At 64.1% G+C, this 17,184-nt stretch carries 15 protein-coding genes and 2 tRNA genes; 14 read left to right on the top strand and 3 right to left on the bottom strand.

Annotated elements, in window-relative coordinates:
* Position 1 precedes the first annotated feature (1 nt).
* Positions 2–373, top strand: coding sequence for a thioredoxin family protein (locus E1809_RS01480; RefSeq protein WP_133202446.1), 372 nt, complete (start codon positions 2–4; stop codon positions 371–373).
* Positions 374–445: 72 nt separating this feature from the next.
* On the opposite strand, the gene E1809_RS01475 is transcribed toward E1809_RS01480, so the two are convergent.
* Positions 446–724, bottom strand: a complete 279-nt coding sequence (locus tag E1809_RS01475) for a putative quinol monooxygenase (protein ID WP_133202445.1) — start codon at positions 722–724, stop codon at positions 446–448.
* A 102-nt stretch (positions 725–826) separates the two neighbouring features.
* Here E1809_RS01475 and E1809_RS01470 point away from each other — a divergent pair, with 102 nt between their 5' ends.
* Both E1809_RS01470 and E1809_RS01465 read left to right on the top strand, forming a co-directional pair.
* Positions 827–2,500, top strand: a complete 1,674-nt coding sequence (locus E1809_RS01470; protein ID WP_133202444.1) for an AMP-binding protein — start codon at positions 827–829, stop codon at positions 2,498–2,500.
* Positions 2,501–2,630: 130 nt separating this feature from the next.
* The gene (locus tag E1809_RS01465) at positions 2,631–3,551 is read left to right on the top strand and encodes a hypothetical protein (RefSeq protein WP_133202443.1); all 921 of its coding nucleotides are present in this window, start codon (positions 2,631–2,633) and stop codon (positions 3,549–3,551) included.
* Positions 3,552–3,627: 76 nt separating this feature from the next.
* Here the strand turns inward: E1809_RS01465 and E1809_RS01460 are convergent, their stop codons facing one another.
* Complete coding sequence (locus E1809_RS01460) at positions 3,628–4,608, bottom strand: DNA-3-methyladenine glycosylase family protein (RefSeq protein ID WP_133202442.1); 981 nt, start codon at positions 4,606–4,608, stop codon at positions 3,628–3,630.
* Positions 4,609–4,747: 139 nt separating this feature from the next.
* Between E1809_RS01460 and E1809_RS01455 the strand changes: the two genes are divergently transcribed.
* The 5 genes from E1809_RS01455 to E1809_RS01435 all read left to right on the top strand — a co-directional run bounded on the left by E1809_RS01455 (position 4,748) and on the right by E1809_RS01435 (position 9,884).
* Positions 4,748–5,155 carry a VOC family protein gene (locus tag E1809_RS01455; protein ID WP_133202441.1) on the top strand — a complete coding sequence of 136 codons (408 nt, stop codon included), beginning with the start codon at positions 4,748–4,750 and terminating at the stop codon, positions 5,153–5,155.
* A gap of 175 nt (positions 5,156–5,330) precedes the next feature.
* Entirely contained in the window at positions 5,331–6,716 is a 1,386-nt protein-coding gene (locus tag E1809_RS01450; RefSeq protein ID WP_133202440.1) for a cystathionine beta-synthase, read from the top strand.
* A gap of 48 nt (positions 6,717–6,764) precedes the next feature.
* Entirely contained in the window at positions 6,765–7,928 is a 1,164-nt protein-coding gene (locus tag E1809_RS01445) for a cystathionine gamma-synthase (RefSeq protein ID WP_133202439.1), read from the top strand.
* A gap of 73 nt (positions 7,929–8,001) precedes the next feature.
* Positions 8,002–8,532 carry a winged helix-turn-helix transcriptional regulator gene (locus E1809_RS01440; protein WP_133202438.1) on the top strand — a complete coding sequence of 177 codons (531 nt, stop codon included), beginning with the start codon at positions 8,002–8,004 and terminating at the stop codon, positions 8,530–8,532.
* A complete protein-coding gene (locus tag E1809_RS01435; protein ID WP_133202437.1) occupies positions 8,529–9,884 on the top strand; it encodes an MFS transporter in 1,356 nt (451 codons plus the stop codon). Before E1809_RS01440 ends, E1809_RS01435 begins: the two co-directional genes overlap by 4 nt.
* A 36-nt stretch (positions 9,885–9,920) precedes the next feature.
* Here the strand turns inward: E1809_RS01435 and E1809_RS01430 are convergent, their stop codons facing one another.
* Positions 9,921–11,108 (bottom strand): acyl-CoA dehydrogenase family protein, encoded by a 1,188-nt coding sequence (locus tag E1809_RS01430; protein ID WP_133202436.1) that lies wholly within the window; start codon positions 11,106–11,108, stop codon positions 9,921–9,923.
* A 147-nt stretch (positions 11,109–11,255) separates the two neighbouring features.
* Between E1809_RS01430 and E1809_RS01425 the strand changes: the two genes are divergently transcribed.
* The 6 genes from E1809_RS01425 to E1809_RS01400 all read left to right on the top strand — a co-directional run bounded on the left by E1809_RS01425 (position 11,256) and on the right by E1809_RS01400 (position 17,063).
* Positions 11,256–12,737, top strand: coding sequence for a sensor histidine kinase (locus E1809_RS01425; protein WP_133202435.1), 1,482 nt, complete (start codon positions 11,256–11,258; stop codon positions 12,735–12,737).
* Positions 12,734–13,408, top strand: coding sequence for a response regulator (locus tag E1809_RS01420; RefSeq protein WP_133202434.1), 675 nt, complete (start codon positions 12,734–12,736; stop codon positions 13,406–13,408). The genes E1809_RS01425 and E1809_RS01420 overlap by 4 nt, the downstream gene beginning before the upstream one ends.
* A gap of 21 nt (positions 13,409–13,429) precedes the next feature.
* Positions 13,430–14,092, top strand: coding sequence for an MOSC domain-containing protein (locus tag E1809_RS01415; protein ID WP_133202433.1), 663 nt, complete (start codon positions 13,430–13,432; stop codon positions 14,090–14,092).
* A 428-nt stretch (positions 14,093–14,520) separates the two neighbouring features.
* Positions 14,521–16,644: a DEAD/DEAH box helicase gene (locus E1809_RS01410; protein WP_133202432.1), complete on the top strand. Its 2,124-nt coding sequence runs from the start codon at positions 14,521–14,523 to the stop codon at positions 16,642–16,644.
* Positions 16,645–16,854: 210 nt separating this feature from the next.
* A tRNA-Thr gene (locus E1809_RS01405) sits at positions 16,855–16,926 on the top strand.
* 60 nt (positions 16,927–16,986) lie between these two features.
* Positions 16,987–17,063 (top strand) — tRNA-Met (locus E1809_RS01400).
* Positions 17,064–17,184: the final 121 nt, after the last annotated feature.

Genomic DNA, 17,184 nt, shown 5'->3' with positions numbered 1-17,184 from the left:
CATGGCTACAGTTGACATCACTGGCGAACAGTTCGCATCGACCATCGAAGGCAATGACATTGTCCTGGTGGATTTCTGGGCGGCGTGGTGCGGCCCGTGCAGGCAATTTGCGCCGACGTACCAGGCTGCATCCGAGAAACATGAGGATGTCTTTTTCGCCAAGGTGGACACCGAAGCCGAGCAGCAGCTTGCGGCTGAGGCCGGGATTTCCTCCATCCCGACGCTGATGGCCTTCCGCGAAAAGGTCCTGGTCTTCTCGCAGCCCGGCGCCCTGAACGGCCCGCAGTTGGAGCAGGTCATCGAAGCAGTCAAGGGCCTGGACATGGCTGAAGTCCACGCGCACGTCGCGAAGCAGCGCGCGGAAAACTCCTAGCGCGGACGTTCCCTTAAACGAAAGAATCGCCTGTCCCCGTTTGGCGGGGCAGGCGATTCTGTTTAAGGCTGCCTAGATACGCTCCACCTTGACCGGCTCGGCCAGGAGTGCGCTGAGGGACTCGTTGAGGTCCTGGACCGCGATGCCCTTTGAGTGCTTGTCGAGGAGCTCTTCGGACTCCCACTGCTCGGTGAGGACCAGCTTGTCCTCATTCGCTTCCGTGAGCTCGTAGCGGATGCAGCCGGGTTCGTTCACCACTTCGTCGATCGCGATTTCAAGGGCGAGCTTGACGCGGAAGAACTCGCCGTCGTTGGGGATGAACGTGGCCTGCAGGTCGATGGGTGCACTCATGGATTTCACCTTACCGGTTTGGTTTGGGGCCCCTGAAAATATTTTGTAGGACTTCCTAGCAAGGGCCTTCTCTTGGACATGCTCAGGCGGTAACGTGCGTTCATGCTTTCCTACACAGCCGGGGACGCCGACGTTCCGCTGCTTGAAGAGACCATTGGCGCCAACTTCGAACGCGTCGCCGCGCGGTTCCCGCTGAGGGACGCGCTGATCGAAGCGGCCCCGGTGCCGGGTGGGGAAGCCCGCCGCTGGAGCTACGAAAAACTGAACGACGACGTCGACCGCCTCGCCCGTGCCTTACTCGCCCTGGGCGTCGCCAAAGGCGACAGGGTGGGAATCTGGAGCCCTAACTGCGCCGAATGGACCATCATGCAGTACGCCACGGCAAAGGTCGGCGCGATCCTGGTCAACGTCAACCCGGCTTACCGGAGCCATGAGCTCGAATTCGTGGTCCGGCAGAACGGCATGCGCATGCTTGTGGCCGCGCCGTCGGACAAGAACAGCGATTACGTGTCGATGGCCAGGGAAGCCTTGGCCGATTGTCACGCGTTGAGGGAATTGGTCTTCCTCCCGGATGGAAGACTGGACATCCTCGACGCCGGTGAGCCGCAAAGCGACGCAGAGCTGACATTCGCGGAGCTGCTCAAGCGAGCGGACGACGTCGGGCCCTTGGCGCTGAAGGCGCGCATGGCGGAACTGGACCCGTACGACCCCATCAACCTGCAGTACACCTCCGGCACCACGGGCTTTCCCAAGGGCGCGACGCTCACGCACCACAACATCCTCAACAACGGCAACCAGATCGGAAAGCTGCTGGGCTATACGGAACGCGACCGCGTGGTCCTCCCGGTGCCCTTCTACCACTGCTTCGGCATGGTGATCGGGAACCTGAACGCCCTGAGCTTCGGCGCGGCCACGATCATCCCAGGCCGCGGATTCACGCCGGCCTCGGCCCTCGAAGCCGTCCAGGATTTCGGCGGGACGTCCCTGTATGGCGTGCCCACGATGTTCATCGCCGAACTGGCCCTCGCAGACTTCGCATCCTATGACCTCTCGACATTGCGAACCGGTGTGATGGCTGGTTCGCTGTGCCCCATCGAGGTCATGGAGCGGGTCATCGCTGAGATGAACATGCGCGACGTCGCCATTTGCTACGGCATGACGGAGACCTCGCCCGTCTCCACGATGACCCTCGCCTCAGACACCCTTGAACAGCGGACCACCACGGTCGGGCGGACTATGCCGCGGCTCGAGTCCAAGGTGGTGGACCCGGTCACTGACGAAACTGTGGAGCGAGGCGTGATCGGGGAGCTGTGTACGCGTGGCTATGCGGTGATGGCCGGCTATTGGAACCAGCCCGAAAAGACGGCGGAAGCCATCGATGACGAGGGCTGGATGCACACTGGCGACCTCGCGCGAATGGACTCCGAGGGCTTCATCGTGATTGAAGGCCGTATGAAGGACATGGTCATCCGTGGTGGCGAGAACATCTATCCGCGTGAAATCGAGGAATTCCTGTACCGGCATCCCGCGGTCCAGGACGTGCAGGTCATCGGTGTTCCGGATCCCAAGTACGGCGAGGAATTGATGGCGTGCATCATCCTCAAACCGGGGGCGGAGTTGGACCTTGCCGGATTGCAGGAGTTCTGCCGGGGCAAGCTGGCCCACTACAAAATTCCGCGCTACGTCGATATCCGGGATTCCTTCCCCATGACTGTGTCCGGCAAAGTGCGGAAGATCGACATGCGGGAAGAGGCCGTGGCACGTCTCGGCCTCTAGCCCAACGCGGGGTCACTTACGGCCCATTCGGGGCAGCAACATGGGCCGTAAGTGACCCCGCGTTGGCTGATTGCAAGGGTGCCTGTGGATAACTCCTCGCTCGGTTCCGTTTGCAGACAAACTGGATCGCATGGTCCGCATACGTCCCCTGCCAAAGGAGCTCGTCAGCCGTCCTTTCACGGTCTATGAATCCCGTGTGCTTGGCGTCGCTCCGAAGCGGCTCCGGGCCAGGGACGTGTCCGACGGCGGCCGGCTGATTCATTTGCCCGCTGGTCGTGAGTTTGTGCTTGCCGAACGGGCACGCGTCCTTTTGGCGGCAACTCCGGGAGCGTGGGTATCCCACGAGAGCGCTGCGGTGCTGACCCGGCTCGGCTTGCCTCCGTGGATGGGTGATGATGAGGCCGTCCATCTCAGTAAGCCCTACGAGCTTCCCCGAGTCCGTCGGAGGGGAGTGACGGGACACCGAGTGCGTGTCCTCGCAGGCGAAGTCACGGAAATAGACGGAATACGGATGTCCTCTCCGCCGAGAACCTGGCTTGACCTGGCACAGCAACTGCCCCTGCGGTACGTCATTGCCATGGGCGACCAGTTGATCCGCATGCCTCGGCCGGCCTTGGAGGGAAGGACGGAGCCCTACGCGGACAAGGAAGGGCTGCGCCTTCTCATCCGGCAGCATCCGAACATGAAAGGCGTCGAGAAAGCCCGGCTTGCCCTCGAAGATATGCGGGTTGGCGCCGACTCATTTCCGGAGACATTCCTGCGGCTCGCCTTATTGGATGCAGGGCTTCCTGAGCCGGAATTGCAGCTCCGCCTCGATCCGGACGATCTGTGGTCGCCATCCGCAGACCTGGGATACCGACGGTTCCGGATCGCCGTACAGTACGACGGCGCTCCGCATCTCACGCGGGAACAGCAGACCCGGGACAACCGGAGGGACGAGGCTTTCACGAGCACCGGTTGGTCCTACTTCAAAGCCAATGCCCATGATCTAGCCGAAGGTTTTGCTGGCCTCATCCTCCGGATCAAGCGGGCGAAACTCCGCTCCGTCTAAGCCAACGCGCGGTCACTTACGGCCCATCTCGGGTAGCAACATGGGCCCTAAGTGACCCCGCGTTGGGGGGCGGCGATCAGTGGCCCCGGTGGTCTTGGATGGTTATGCGCGGGCCGAACATGGGCTTGCGGAATCCGCTGAGGCCGAGCATGCGGACCACCCGTTGCCTGTGGCCGCGCCAGGGTTCAAGGAGCTTGATCATTCCGGCGTCGTCGGTCTTGCTGCCCGTGAGCGCATAGCCCACGTAGGAGGCCAGGTGGTAGTCGCCCACAGCGATCGAATCAGGGCACCCGTGCGTTCGCTGGACCACTTCGGCGGCGGTCCACACTCCGATGCCCGGAATGGTTTGCATCTTGGTGCCGGCCTCCGCAGCATCCAGCGTGGCGAGCCGTTCGAGCGCGACGGCGGATCGCAGCGCCCGCATGACTGTGGCCGAACGCTGGGGTCCTACGCCGGCCTTGTGCCACTCCCACGAAGGAACCGCGAGCCACCGGTCCGGAGACGGAGCAACGAGAAGGCCCGACGGCGAGAGGCGGCCGGCGCTGGGAGCTGCGGTGCCGTAGCGGTACACCAGGTAGCGGTAACCACGGCGGGCCTCGATGGTGGTGACTTTTTGCTCAAGGATCGTCGGCACCAGCGAATCAACCACGCGCCCGGTGGAAGGCAGGCGCACAGCGAGGTTCCGGCGTCGGGCTTCCCGGACCATGCGCGGAAGCGTGGCATGGAAGGCCGGTTCATCAAAGCCGGACCAATCGTCGCGGCCGCCCAACAACGCCGGAACGGATGCAATCGCCGAGCCGGCGCCCGGCCCCCAGGTTTGGGCATCGACGAAGGTTTCTCTGCCGATCCCGGCGGCTGTGAGCCGCAGGGTTGCCGGACCGTCCGGGGTATTGAACGCCATCCACAGGCCGTCCTGCCATGCGGCGAAGGAGGGATCTCCATTGCCGCGCATGAGGATTCCAAGGGTCTGGTGAAGGTCGAAGGAGCCTCCGGGGTACCAACGCAGGGATGCGTCTGCTGCCGCGGCTGCAGCGGGCGGGGCATCGGCGATGGTCATTCATTCATCGTCGCACGCACCTCCGACATCTTCCGAAACCGATGCCGTCGACACCCCTTACGCCGCCAAATCCCCGGGACTAGACTCCACGTGTGGCGCGGGGCGTCCGCGCCTTCCAAGACAATCGCAGGAGAAAATAATGGCTGGCGTAGTGCATTTTGAAATCCCCGCGGACAACAAGGACCGGGCCAACACTTTCTACCAGGGTGCCTTCGGCTGGATGCTCAATCCAATGCAGGGGATGGACTACACGATTGCCATCACCACGCCGTCAGACCCGCAGACTGGCATGCCGAGCGCGCCGGGTGCCATTAACGGTGCCTTGTTCCCGCGATCCGAAGACCTGAAGACACCCATCATTACGGTGGACGTCGAGGACATCGATAAGTCGCTGGGCGAGATCGAGACTGCAGGCGGTTCAGTGGTCAAGGGCAAGGACGCCGTTCCGGGCATGGGCTACTACGCCTATTTCAAGGACACGGAAGGCAACATCCTGGGCCTCTGGCAGACCGACTCCTCGGCCGGGAACCCCGCGGCGACTGAGTAAGTCGCGGGACTCGGGTTTTGGTGAGATCCCGGGGCTTGTTTCAGATTCCGGCGCTTGTAGCGGCGGTCTCGCGAACAAGCCCCGGCGGTCTCGCAAACGAGCCCCGGGACGAGCCTGCTCAGCTCCAGGGCCCGCCACACTGGAGCATTCCCGACCAAGCGGTAACTTGGTACCTATGAAGTACGCCCAGTCCGTCCTGGACCTCATTGGCCACACCCCGCTCATCAAGCTCAACCACGTAACCGGCGATATCAAGGCCACCGTCTTGGTGAAGCTCGAATACGTCAACCCCGGCGGTTCGATCAAGGACCGCATCGCCGTCAAGATGATCGAACAGGCGGAGCGGGACGGAAAGCTCAAGCCGGGCGGGACCATCGTTGAACCGACGTCGGGCAATACAGGCGTTGGGTTGGCGTTGGTCGCCCAGCAAAAGGGTTACAAATGCATCTTCGTTGTCCCGGATAAAGTGGGTGAGGACAAGCGGGCCGTGCTGCAGGCCTACGGCGCCGAGGTGGTGGTGACTCCCACGTCGGTCGCCCCGGACAGCCCGCAAAGCTACTACAGCGTTTCGGACCGGCTCGTGTCCGAGATTCCCGGTGCGTACAAGCCGGACCAGTTCTCCAATCCTGCAGCTCCGGGCAGCCATTACGAAACCACGGGCCCCGAGATCTGGAATGACACTGACGGCAAAGTCACCCATGTGGTGATCGGCGCAGGCACCGGCGGAACGATTACCGGCACGGGACGCTACCTCAAGGAGGTCTCGGCGAACCGTCCGGAGTCCGACGGCGGCCGGGTCAAGGTGATCGGTGCTGACCCCGCCGGTTCGGTGTACTCGGGCGGCACCGGGCGTCCGTACTTCGTGGAAGGCGTCGGCGAGGACATGTGGCCGGCCAACTACGACAAGACCGTGCCGGACAACGTCATCGCCGTGAGCGACGCCGACTCCTTCGAGATGACCCGTCGCCTGGCCCGCGAGGAAGGCCTCCTGGTGGGCGGCTCCTCCGGCATGGCCGTGGTGGCTGCGCTCGAGGTCGCCAAGGACCTGGGCGAGGAGGCCGTCGTCGTCGTAATTTTGCCGGACTCCGGCCGCGGCTACCTGGCGAAGATCTTCAACGACAAGTGGATGCGCTCCTACGGATTCCTGTCGGGTGGCGAAGAAGCCTCGGTAGGGGAGGTGCTGAAGTCCAAGACAGGCGAGATGCCGGACCTCGTCCACATCCACCCCAACGAGACCGTCCGCGACGTCATCAACATCATGAACGAGTTCGGCGTCTCGCACATCCCGGTCCTCTCGCAGGAACCGCCGGTGGTCATGGGCGAAGTCCTGGGCGCCGTCGATGAGCGCACCCTGACCAGCAAGCTGTTCCGCGGCGATGCGAAACTGACCGACAAGATTTCCGAGCACATGGGGGAACGGATGCCGGTGATCGGCTCCCTGGAAACCATCTCAGCAGCGCGTGAGCTGCTGTCCGACGTCGACACCGTGATGGTGACATTCGTCGGGGCTCCCGTGGGAATCCTGACCCGCCACGACCTTCTCGCCTACCTGAGCAACTGAGCACTTGAACCACTGAGCACCTGAACCACTGAGCACCTAGGAGTTCACATGTCTACCAATAATGCAGGATTCAACACTCGTGCTGTCCACGCCGGCCAGGCCTTCGAACCGCGCACCGGAGCCGTGGTTCCGCCGCTCCACTTCAGTTCGACATATGCCCAGGACGGCATAGGCGGATTGCGCGACGGCTACGAATACGGCCGCGGCGGCAACCCGACCCGCGATGCGCTGCAGGAGCAGTTGGCGGCGCTCGAGGGCGGCACCCACGCCTTCAGCTTCAGCTCGGGCCTCGCCGCGGAGGACTCGCTGATCCGTGCGGTCGCGCGCTCCGGGGACCACATCGTCCTCGGTAACGACGCGTATGGCGGCACCTACCGGCTTATCAACCGCGTGCTGGGTGAGTGGGGCATCGGCAACACCCCAGTGGACATGTCCAACCTTGAGGCGGTTTCCGCCGCCGTCGACGAGAACAAGACCCGCATCGTCTGGGTGGAAACGCCGTCGAACCCGATGATGAAGATCACTGACATCGAGGCGCTCGCCAAAATAGCGCACGACGCCGGTGCCCTCCTCGTCGTCGACAACACCTTCGCGTCTCCCTACTTGCAGACCCCGCTCGCCCTGGGTGCCGACGTCGTGGTCCACTCGACCACCAAGTACATCGGCGGCCATTCGGACGTTGTGGGTGGCGCGATCGTGGTCAAGGATGCCGAACTCGCGGAGAAGATCGGCTTCGTGCAGTTCGCCGTCGGCGCCGTGTCCGGTCCTATGGATGCCTTCCTGACGACCCGTGGCCTCAAGACGCTCGGCGTGCGCATGGACCGGCACAGCGAGAACGCCCAAGCCGTGGCGGAATGGCTGCAAGGGCGCCCGGAGGTGGAAGCTGTGCTGTACCCGGGGTTGCCGTCCCACCCCGGCCACGAGCTCGCAGCGAAGCAGATGAAGAAGTTCGGCGGCATGATTTCTGTTCAGTTCAAAGGAGGCGAAGCAGCGGCCCGCAAGGTAGCCGAGTCCACCACGGTATTCACCTTGGCCGAGTCCCTGGGCGGCATCGAGTCGCTCATGAACTACCCCTCGGAGATGACCCATGCTTCCGTCAAAGGAACGGAGCTGGCTGTACCGGTCAACTTGATCCGCCTTTCGTGCGGCATCGAGGACGTCGAAGACCTCATTGCCGACCTTGCGCAGGCCATTTCGAACATTTCAGGCTGATGGTCCCGTGCCCTGCCGGCAAGGAGTCCGGCCACACCTAGCTTTCTTTAGAAAAGCCAGCTAGTCTCAGTGCATGCCCTTACGATCCGACTGGTCCGAGCGCACCTGCAGCCTCGCCCGCGGCCTTGATATCCTCGGCGACCCCTGGGGAAACCTCGTGTTGCGGGAGGTCTTCTTCGGCAACGGCCGCTTCGACGCCATCAAGGCCCGCTTGGGCGTGGCGGACAACGTCCTCAGCAAGCGCCTCGCCTGGCTGGTGGAAGCCGGGATCCTTGCCCAGCGCCCTTACCTCGACGGCTCGAGGACCCGCCAGGAATACGTCCTGACGCCCAAAGGCGAAGACGCACTGCCCGTCTTGAACGCCATCATCCTGTGGTCGGAGAAGCACCTCGATGCTCCGGCCGGCGATGCCCACATGCGCGTGATCCACAATGCCTGCGGTCTGCCGACCGCCTCGGCCGATACCTGCTCCCACTGCGGCTCCCGGCTGACCGCAGCCAACACGAGCTGGCACAGCTTCACGCGCTCGGAACACCCCGTAGCGCTGGCCACAGCCCCGATCCCTGACGCCAGCCACCGGAACGAATCGGAGTCCCAGTCATGACAGCACCGGACCTCACCCAAGTCGACACCGGCAAACCCCGGCGGAACCGGCGCCTGCACCCAGCTTGGGCAGTGGCCGCCGTCGCATTCCTCGCATTGGTCGGGGCGGCCGGCTTCCGGGCCGCACCCGGCGTGCTCATGGTTCCCCTGCAGCAGGAGTTCGGCTGGTCCACCACAGTCCTGTCCCTCGCTGTCAGCATCAACCTCGTGCTGTTCGGCCTCACCGCCCCGTTCGCGGCCGCCCTCATGGAACGCTTCGGCATTCGCGCGGTTACCGCCACGGCACTGTGCCTGATCGGCTTGGGGTCGGCGCTGACCGTGTTCGTGAACCAGTCGTGGCAGATCCTGCTGACCTGGGGCTTGCTGATCGGCCTCGGCACAGGATCCATGGCTTTGGTCTTCGCCGCCACCATTGCCAACACCTGGTTCGCGAAAAGCCGCGGCCTCGTGATCGGCATCCTGACCGCGGGAAGTGCCGCCGGGCAATTGGTTTTCCTGCCCTTCATCGCCGTCCTTGCCCAGAACCCCGGCTGGCGCGGCGCCTCGCTACTGATCGCCGCCGGCGCGCTCGCGGTAGTCCCGCTGGTCCTGCGCTGGCTCAAGAACTCGCCCTCCGACGTCGGGGTCCTGCCCTATGGTGCCGAAGAGGAGACAACGACGGCGGAGGCACCTTCCGCCGCGGAGGTCGCCAATGCGGGGGAGACCGAGGCGCTCAAGACGCCCAACGCTGCCGTTCGGGCATTGCAGGCACTCAAGCGGGCCAGCAAGGTCCGTACCTTCTGGGCGCTCGCAGCGGGTTTCGCCATTTGCGGTGCCACGACCAACGGGCTGATCGGCACCCATTTCATTCCTTCCGCGCACGACCATGGAATGCCGGAAACCACGGCGGCCGGACTGCTCGCCGTCGTCGGGATTTTCGACATTGTGGGCACCATCGCGTCAGGCTGGCTGACCGACCGCTTCAATCCCAAGGTGCTCCTGGCCGTGTACTACCAATTCCGCGGCATCGGCCTGCTGGTCCTGCCTGTGTTGCTGAGCTCCACTGTGGAACCGAGCATGGTGATCTTCGTGGTGATCTACGGTCTCGACTGGGTAGCCACCGTGCCGCCGACTGCTGCCATCTGCCGCAAAGTGTTCGGCGCCGACGGCTCGGTAGTCTTTGGCTGGGTCTTTGCCGCCCACCAACTCGGGGCAGCCGCGGCCGCGATCCTGGCGGGCTACATTCGCGACGCGACAGGCCACTACACCTATGCGTGGATCGGCGCCGCGGCGATGTGCACGGTAGCAGCGATCATCAGCGCCACGATCCGCAAGGACGCGGGAAAGAAGGAACCGCTCGCGGTAAGCGCCTGAAACCGGGGGCGCTGGATCCGCGCGCAACTCGTGTGCTCAGCCCCGGAACGCCGGGATTCCCGTGAGATGGTTGCCCAGGACCAGGAGGTGGACTTCGTCGGTGCCTTCGTAGGTTCGCACTGATTCCAAGTTGTTGGCGTGGCGCAAGGGCGGATAGTCCAAGGTGATGCCGTTGCCTCCCAGGATGGTGCGGGCTTCGCGGGCAATGGCGATGGCCTCGCGCACGTTGTTCAGCTTGCCCGCGGAGATCTGTTCGGGACGTAGCCTCCCGGCATCCTTCAGGCGGCCCAAATGCAACGCCAACATGGTCCCCTTCTGGATCTCCAAGTGCATGTTCACGAGTTTTTCCTGGGTCAACTGGTAGCTGGCCAACGGCTTTCCGAATTGCATGCGGCTTCGGGCATATTCGAGCGCGGATTCGTAGCAGTCCCTGGCTGCTCCCATGGCACCCCAAGCGATCCCGTAGCGGGCCTCGTTCAGGCACGTGAATGGCCCGCGGAGCCCGTCTGCACCCGGGAGGAGTGCTTCGGGACCCAGCCGCACGCCGTCGAACTCCACATCGCATTGGATCGAAGCTCGCATGGAGAGCTTCGATCCAATGGGGGTCACCGTGACGCCGGGCGTTCCTGCGGGGATAAGGAATCCGCGGATGCCGTCTTCGGTGTTCGCCCAGACCACCATGACGTCCGCGATCGATGCCAGGCCGATCCAGCGCTTGGAACCGTCCAGGACCCAGCCAGCGTCGCTGCCTTCGCCGTCGCGCCGCGCGAAACTGGCCATCGACGACGGGTCCGAACCTGCCGTCGGCTCCGTCAACGCGAAGCTGCCGACCACTTCGCCCGCAGCCATACGAGGGAGCCATTCGAGTTTCTGGTCCTCGCTGCCCCAACGGTGGATCGCGGTCATTGCCAGCGAACCCTGGACGGACACGAAGGTCCTGATACCGGAATCGCCGGCCTCGAGTTCCATGGCGGCGAGGCCATATTCGACGGCGGTCCGGCCCGGGCAGCCGTACCCCTCGAGGTGCATTCCAAGCACGCCGAGTTCGCCAAGTTCGGCCGGGAGTTCCCGCGGGAACACGGCATCCTCGTACCAACGGGCGATGTTCGGCCGGATGCGTTGGTCCGCAAAATCCCGGACCCGTTGGCGAAGCTCGAGTTCGTCGGTGTTCAGGAGGGAATCGAGGTCGAGGACGTCAGAGGTATTCGTCGTTGAATGGCTCATGGCAGCATCCTACGACTGGACATGCTCCTTGGTGGGCGCGCGTTCGCAGGAGCCCGGGCGCGCCGGTGCCGGGCCCGCCGCTGCTGCACACGTGCCGTACCTGCTCAGCCGGTGCAACGCATGTGCGGCGCGTGCCAGAATTGAGCCATGGCCGCGGCAGAGGTGAACGGAACCGGGCTGCCGCGCCGGGCAGCCAGGGGAATCCGGCGACGCCGGGTCCTGCTTGGAATGGTCCTGGCGTTGTTGCTTCCGGTGGCTATCGAGGTCCTGGTGTCCGCGCTGAACTACCGCAACTTCGCCATGATCATGCTCTTCCAACTGGCGGTTGCCACAGCCGTTGCCGCTGTCGGGGGATTGTGGCCGGCAGTGGTGGCCGCGGTCTTGGGCAGTTTTCTCTTGAACTATTTCTGGGCCGACCCCGTGGGCTCCCTGACCATTGACGATCCCGCCACGTTCTTCACCCTGGTGATCTTCCTGGCCGTGGCGTGCAGTGTGGGACTGGCGGTGGGCTTGGCCACGCGACGCGCCCAGGAAGCCGCACACTCGGGCGCCGAGGCGGAAGCGTTGAGCGAACTTGCCCTACGCATCCTGCGTTCGGACGGCAGCCTCGAATCCTTCCTGGACAAGGTGCGGATCAACCTCGGCATGGAAGCCGTGACACTGGTGTTAACCGGCGGTCCGCAGGAGAGTAGCGCGGGCTGGACCGTCCTCGCGAGCTCCGGCCAGCAACCGCCGGTGACCCATGCCGCCGCCGACCACGCCGCCGTCGTCGATCCCAATTACACGCTCCTCCTCCGCGGCGGACCGCTCTCCGAACAGCACCACCGCATGCTTGCCGCGTTCGGCGCGTACGTCGTAGCGGTGCGAGAGCGCCAGCAACTGGTCAAAAGCAGGCAAGACAACCTGCGCCTGGCCGAAGGCAACAAGATGCGGACATCCATCCTGCGTGCCGTGTCCCATGACCTCCGCACTCCCTTGGCCGGCATCAAGCTTGCAGTGAGCAGCCTGCGGCAGGAAGACGTCACCTTCGATCCCGACGACGAACGCGAACTGCTCGCCACGATCGAAGACTATGCCGACCGCCTGGACCATTTGGTGGACAACCTTCTGGACATGTCCCGCCTGACCGCCGACGCCGTGAACCCCTTGCTCCGCGGCCTGGGCTGGCACCAGATCCTCACGGAAGCGTTGCGCGGGGTGCCGGCAGGGCGCGTGCGGACTGAGCTTGAGGCCAACCTTCCGTTCGTAGAGGCCGACGCCGGGATGCTGGAACGCGTGGTTGCGAACCTCGTGGAGAACGCGGCGAAATACGCGCCCGAATCCGACATTGTGCTCACGGCCCGCACCGGTGCGGGAATCGCCGTCGGCGGCCGGCCGGCAAGCGAACTGCGGGTGACGGACCACGGCCGCGGCGTCGCGCCCGCCGAAGTGCTGGACCTGTTCCGTCCGTTCCAACGGCTGGACGACGCCGCGTCGAGCCCTGACGGACGCAGCGGAATCGGATTGGGGCTCGCGGTAGCCAAGGGATTCACGGAAGCCATGGGCGGCACGCTCATGGCCGAGGTGACGCCGGGAGGCGGGCTGACCATGGTGGTCACGCTCCCGCTGTGGACAGGAGAACGGCCATGAACCTTGTACTGATCGTGGAAGACGAGGCCCAGATCGCCCGTGCCATGCAGATCAACCTCCACGCGCACGGCTACCGGGCCATCAGCGTGGGCAACGGCACGGATGCGCTGAAGGCCGCGGCACAACAGCCAGTGGACATCGTGGTGTTGGATCTGGGACTGCCGGACATGGATGGCGTGGACGTCATCAGGGGCATCCGGGGCTGGAGCACCATGCCGATCATCGTGTTGTCGGCCCGGCACGGCTCGGAAGACAAAGTGGAAGCCCTCGACGCCGGTGCCGACGACTACGTGACCAAACCTTTTGGCCTGGACGAACTCCTGGCCAGGCTCCGGGCCGCCTCGAGGAGGGCTACGCCCCGGCATGAAGTGCCCACGGTCCAGACGGCCGACTTCCTCGTGGACCTGGCGGGCAAGAAAATCACGAAGGATGGATCCGAAGTGCGGCTGACGCCCACCGAATGGAACATCCTCGAATTGCTGGTGCGAAATGCCGGCCGGTTGGTTTCGCAGCAACAGATCCTCACGCAGGTGTGGGGGCAAGCCTACGCCAAGGAAACCCAGTACCTGCGGGTTTACATCGCGCAGCTCCGGCGCAAGCTCGAACGCGACCCGGCCAGGCCCCGCCACCTGCACACCGAGGCCGGCATGGGGTATCGCTTCGATCCGTAACGGCGTACGTAGACTGTACGCATGGATACCGCATCGTTGCTTGCTGTTTGCCGGGTGCACGAGCTCCTGCCCGATCCCGAAGGGTCGGTGGGAGTGACGGCGATCGACAAGCGCCCGGTTGAGGGACCCGTGAAAGTCCATAAGCTGGGTCTCCACGGAGACATCCAAGCCAGCCGCATTCATCACGGCGGCGAAGACCAGGCGCTGTATGCGTACTCCCAGGCCGACGCCGACTACTGGGCGAACGAACTCCAAAGGGACATGCCCCCTGGTATTTTCGGCGAGAACCTTCGCGTGACCGGGATCGAGACAACCGGCGCCGTCATTGGTGAACGCTGGAAGATCGGCATGGATGTGGAAGTCGAAGTCACGTCCCCGCGCGTGCCCTGCGCAACGTTTCAGCGGAGAATGAATGAGCCTCAATGGGTGAAGCGATTCACCGAGGCCGGAAGGGTCGGCGCCTACTTGCGGGTCGTCAGGACGGGGACCATTTCGGCGGGGGATTACATCCACACGTTGTTCGTCCCGAAGCACGGCATCACGGTGGGGCAGTGGTTCAGCAATCCGAACCTCGAAGACATGCAGTTGCTCCTCGACGCCGAAGCGGACGGTGAAATCCTGTTGCAGTCCGACTACCACGACAGCTTCGAAAAACTCTTGCGGCGCAACGGCGTCGAGGCCTGAGGCGACTGACTGGAACCAGCCTGCCGGCGAGCACCCCAAGCGGCAGCCGCGGTGCCTGTGTGCGCAAGCTCACCGCCGTCGTCGACAGTTCCGTCACTTGGCGACTAATCTGTGCCCTACAATTGAAATATCCCCCACTCCGGAAATCCCTTTTTCCTGCCCAATTCTTGAGGCAGGACTGGTCAGTGTTGGGGCCCGCAATTGCGTGCGGGCATTTTCATAGGGAGAGCCGGGCGAAGAAAACGCTGTACAGACTGCTGAGATAGCAGCCAAGAGATGCAGCGGGAAGTCCTGCCATGGGATTGCGACAGCGCCGGACTTCTTTGCGAGCACAAGGGCCGCCCGGTTCTTTTGCCCGCAACGTGTACTGCGGCCAAGCCCAACCGGGTCGCGCCGACTGGCCCCCTATGGATGAGGAAACCTTCCCTATGCCCGAAACCCTGAACGATCCTTTCGACGCCGAATCCGCCGACACTTCCGTGCCCACCGCCGAAGAGACCTCCGAGAGCGTCGAAACCGCACCGGCCGCCGATTCCGGCGCCGCTGACTCCGCCGCTGCTGGCTCGGGCGACGCTGACTCCGCCGACGCGACGGAAGAAGAAGGCGTCCGGTTTACCGACCTCGGCCTGGACCCCCGCGTCCTGGCGGCCCTGCAGGACGTCGGCTACGAGAAGCCCTCACCCATCCAGGCAGCCACCATTCCGCTGCTCCTCGAAGGCCGCGACGTCGTCGGACTCGCCCAGACGGGTACCGGCAAGACCGCAGCGTTCGCTGTTCCGGCCCTGTCCCGCCTGGCTGAACTGCACGACATCAACGGCCCGTCCCGCAAGACCCAGGCCCTTGTCCTGGCTCCGACGCGCGAACTGGCTCTGCAGGTCGCCGAGGCCTTCACCTCGTACGCCAAGCACATGGAAGACTTCACCGTCCTCCCCGTCTATGGTGGATCCGCCTACGGCCCGCAGCTTGCCGGCCTCCGCCGCGGTGCCCAGGTTGTCGTCGGTACCCCCGGTCGTGTGATCGACCACATCTCCAAGGGATCCCTGGACCTCTCCGAACTCCAGTACCTCGTGCTGGACGAAGCCGACGAAATGCTGCGTATGGGCTTTGCCGACGACGTCGAGCAGATTTTCCAGGAGACCCCGGAAACCCGCCAGGTTGCCCTGTTCTCTGCCACCATGCCCGGCCAGATCCGCCGCATGTCCAAGCAGTACCTGAACGACCCCGCCGAAATCTCCGTGAAGTCCAAGACCTCGACGGGTACCAACATCCGCCAGCGCTACGTGCAGGTCATGGGACCGCACAAGCTCGACGCGATGACCCGCATCCTTGAGGTTGAAGAGTTCGACGGCGTCATCGCTTTCGTGCGCACCAAGATGGCTACCGAGGACCTCGCCGACAAACTGAAGGCCCGCGGCTTCCAGGCCGCTGCCATCAACGGCGACATTCCTCAGCAGCAGCGTGAGCGGACCGTCGACGCCTTGAAGGAAGGCCGCATCGACATCCTGGTGGCCACCGACGTCGCAGCCCGAGGCCTCGACGTTGAGCGCATCAGCCACGTGGTCAACTACGACATCCCGCACGACACCGAGTCCTACGTGCACCGCATCGGCCGCACGGGTCGCGCTGGTCGCGCAGGCGATGCCATCCTCTTCATGACGCCGCGCGAGAAGTACCTGCTGCGCGCCATCGAGAAGGCAACCCGCCAGTCCGTGGAGCAAATGCACCTGCCGACCGCCGAGACCGTCAACTCGTTGCGCCTCGGCAAGTTCGCCGAGCGCATCACCGAGACGCTGGAATCCGAGGACGTCTCGCTGTTCCGGGACCTGATCGCCTCGTACGAGGAAGAGAACGGGGTTCCCGCGGCCGAGATCGCAGCAGCACTGGCGGTCATGGCTCAGGGCGGCCAGCCCCTGCTCGTCAAGGACCTGCCGGCAGCACCGGAATTCCAGAAGCGCGAGCGCTCCAAGGACGGCTTTGGTTCCCGCGGGCCGAACCGTCCGCTGACCGAGGGCAACGCCACCTACCGGATCGCCGTCGGACGCCGTCAGCGCGTCATGCCGGGCTCCATCGTGGGTGCCATCGCCAACGAAGGCGGCATCTCGTCGTCGCAGATCGGTGGCATCGACATCCGCTCGGACCACTCCCTGGTGGAGCTTCCGGCCGACTTGAGCCCGGAGCAGTTGCGTGCGCTGTCCCGCACCCGCATCGGCGGCGAGCTGATCCACCTCGAGCTGGACAAGGGGCGCCGCCCCAACAGCGAGCGTGGCGGCTACTCCGGTGGCGAGCGTGGCGGCTACTCCGGTGGCGGCCGCGGCGGGAACTTCAAGGGCAACGGCGGTTTCAAGAAGGAGTTCCGCAAGTCTGATGGTGAACGTTCCTCCGCAGACCGCGGCGGCCGTTCATACAGCGATCGTTCCGAGCGCACGGCAGGCAGCTATGGCGACCGCGATCGCGGCCAGTCCAGCGGTTCGCGCTTCGGCGGACACGGCGACGGCGCCCGCAAGCCCCGTGGCGGCGGAGACCGTGATTTTAATCGCAAGGGCAAGTGGTAAACAGGACTAGTTCCTGAACTTGTGGCCAAGGGCCGGCTTTCGAGCCGGCCCTTGGTGGTTTAAGCGGTGTGGTCAGGGCTTCTTCAGGCCGTTTTCTCACCCTTTTGGATCATGTTCTTGCGCTGGATGCAAATTGTGTCGGCCTTGATTTTCCTTGGCTTTGCGCCGATTTGTGGCCTGCCAAAACGTCGGGTAGAGTATTTACTCGTTGCCCCCCTAGCTCAGTGGTAGAGCGCGTTCTTGGTAAGAACGAGGTCACCGGATCGATTCCGGTGGGGGGCTCGGAATGAGGGCCTGTGTCAAGGCGGTTTGACCGGCTTGACACAGGTTTTTCTCATTCGTGGCGGTGTAGCTCAGTTGGTTAGAGCGCACGACTCATAATCGTGAGGTCGGGAGATCGAGCCTCCCCACCGCTACCAAATCAGCAGGCCGGAAGCATTCAGCTTCCGGCCTGCTTTGTTTTTCGGAAGCTCCTGACCGCGGTGCTCGTCCCTGACCCTCTTTCAGGGCGAAGCCGTCCCGACATGCCGTCGACACGCC

It is taken from the genome of Arthrobacter terricola, assembly GCF_004354015.1.
In the GTDB taxonomy this organism is placed as follows: domain Bacteria; phylum Actinomycetota; class Actinomycetes; order Actinomycetales; family Micrococcaceae; genus Arthrobacter; species Arthrobacter terricola.
Note: the sequence above shows the minus strand (reverse complement) of the source record. Positions and strands in the feature narration are given on the sequence as shown.

What these genes read in the sequence shown, in the direction of transcription:
- E1809_RS01450 (WP_133202440.1), top strand. Translation starts at nt 5,331, where the DNA reads ATGAAGTACGCCCAGTCCGTCCTGGACCTCATTGGCCACACCCCGCTC.
- E1809_RS01430 (WP_133202436.1), bottom strand. Translation starts at nt 11,108, where the DNA reads ATGAGCCATTCAACGACGAATACCTCTGACGTCCTCGACCTCGATTCC.
- E1809_RS01465 (WP_133202443.1), top strand. Translation starts at nt 2,631, where the DNA reads ATGGTCCGCATACGTCCCCTGCCAAAGGAGCTCGTCAGCCGTCCTTTC.
- E1809_RS01425 (WP_133202435.1), top strand. Translation starts at nt 11,256, where the DNA reads ATGGCCGCGGCAGAGGTGAACGGAACCGGGCTGCCGCGCCGGGCAGCC.
- E1809_RS01480 (WP_133202446.1), top strand. Translation starts at nt 2, where the DNA reads ATGGCTACAGTTGACATCACTGGCGAACAGTTCGCATCGACCATCGAA.
- E1809_RS01455 (WP_133202441.1), top strand. Translation starts at nt 4,748, where the DNA reads ATGGCTGGCGTAGTGCATTTTGAAATCCCCGCGGACAACAAGGACCGG.
- E1809_RS01445 (WP_133202439.1), top strand. Translation starts at nt 6,765, where the DNA reads ATGTCTACCAATAATGCAGGATTCAACACTCGTGCTGTCCACGCCGGC.
- E1809_RS01475 (WP_133202445.1), bottom strand. Translation starts at nt 724, where the DNA reads ATGAGTGCACCCATCGACCTGCAGGCCACGTTCATCCCCAACGACGGC.
- E1809_RS01435 (WP_133202437.1), top strand. Translation starts at nt 8,529, where the DNA reads ATGACAGCACCGGACCTCACCCAAGTCGACACCGGCAAACCCCGGCGG.
- E1809_RS01440 (WP_133202438.1), top strand. Translation starts at nt 8,002, where the DNA reads ATGCCCTTACGATCCGACTGGTCCGAGCGCACCTGCAGCCTCGCCCGC.
- E1809_RS01460 (WP_133202442.1), bottom strand. Translation starts at nt 4,608, where the DNA reads ATGACCATCGCCGATGCCCCGCCCGCTGCAGCCGCGGCAGCAGACGCA.
- E1809_RS01420 (WP_133202434.1), top strand. Translation starts at nt 12,734, where the DNA reads ATGAACCTTGTACTGATCGTGGAAGACGAGGCCCAGATCGCCCGTGCC.
- E1809_RS01415 (WP_133202433.1), top strand. Translation starts at nt 13,430, where the DNA reads ATGGATACCGCATCGTTGCTTGCTGTTTGCCGGGTGCACGAGCTCCTG.
- E1809_RS01410 (WP_133202432.1), top strand. Translation starts at nt 14,521, where the DNA reads ATGCCCGAAACCCTGAACGATCCTTTCGACGCCGAATCCGCCGACACT.
- E1809_RS01470 (WP_133202444.1), top strand. Translation starts at nt 827, where the DNA reads ATGCTTTCCTACACAGCCGGGGACGCCGACGTTCCGCTGCTTGAAGAG.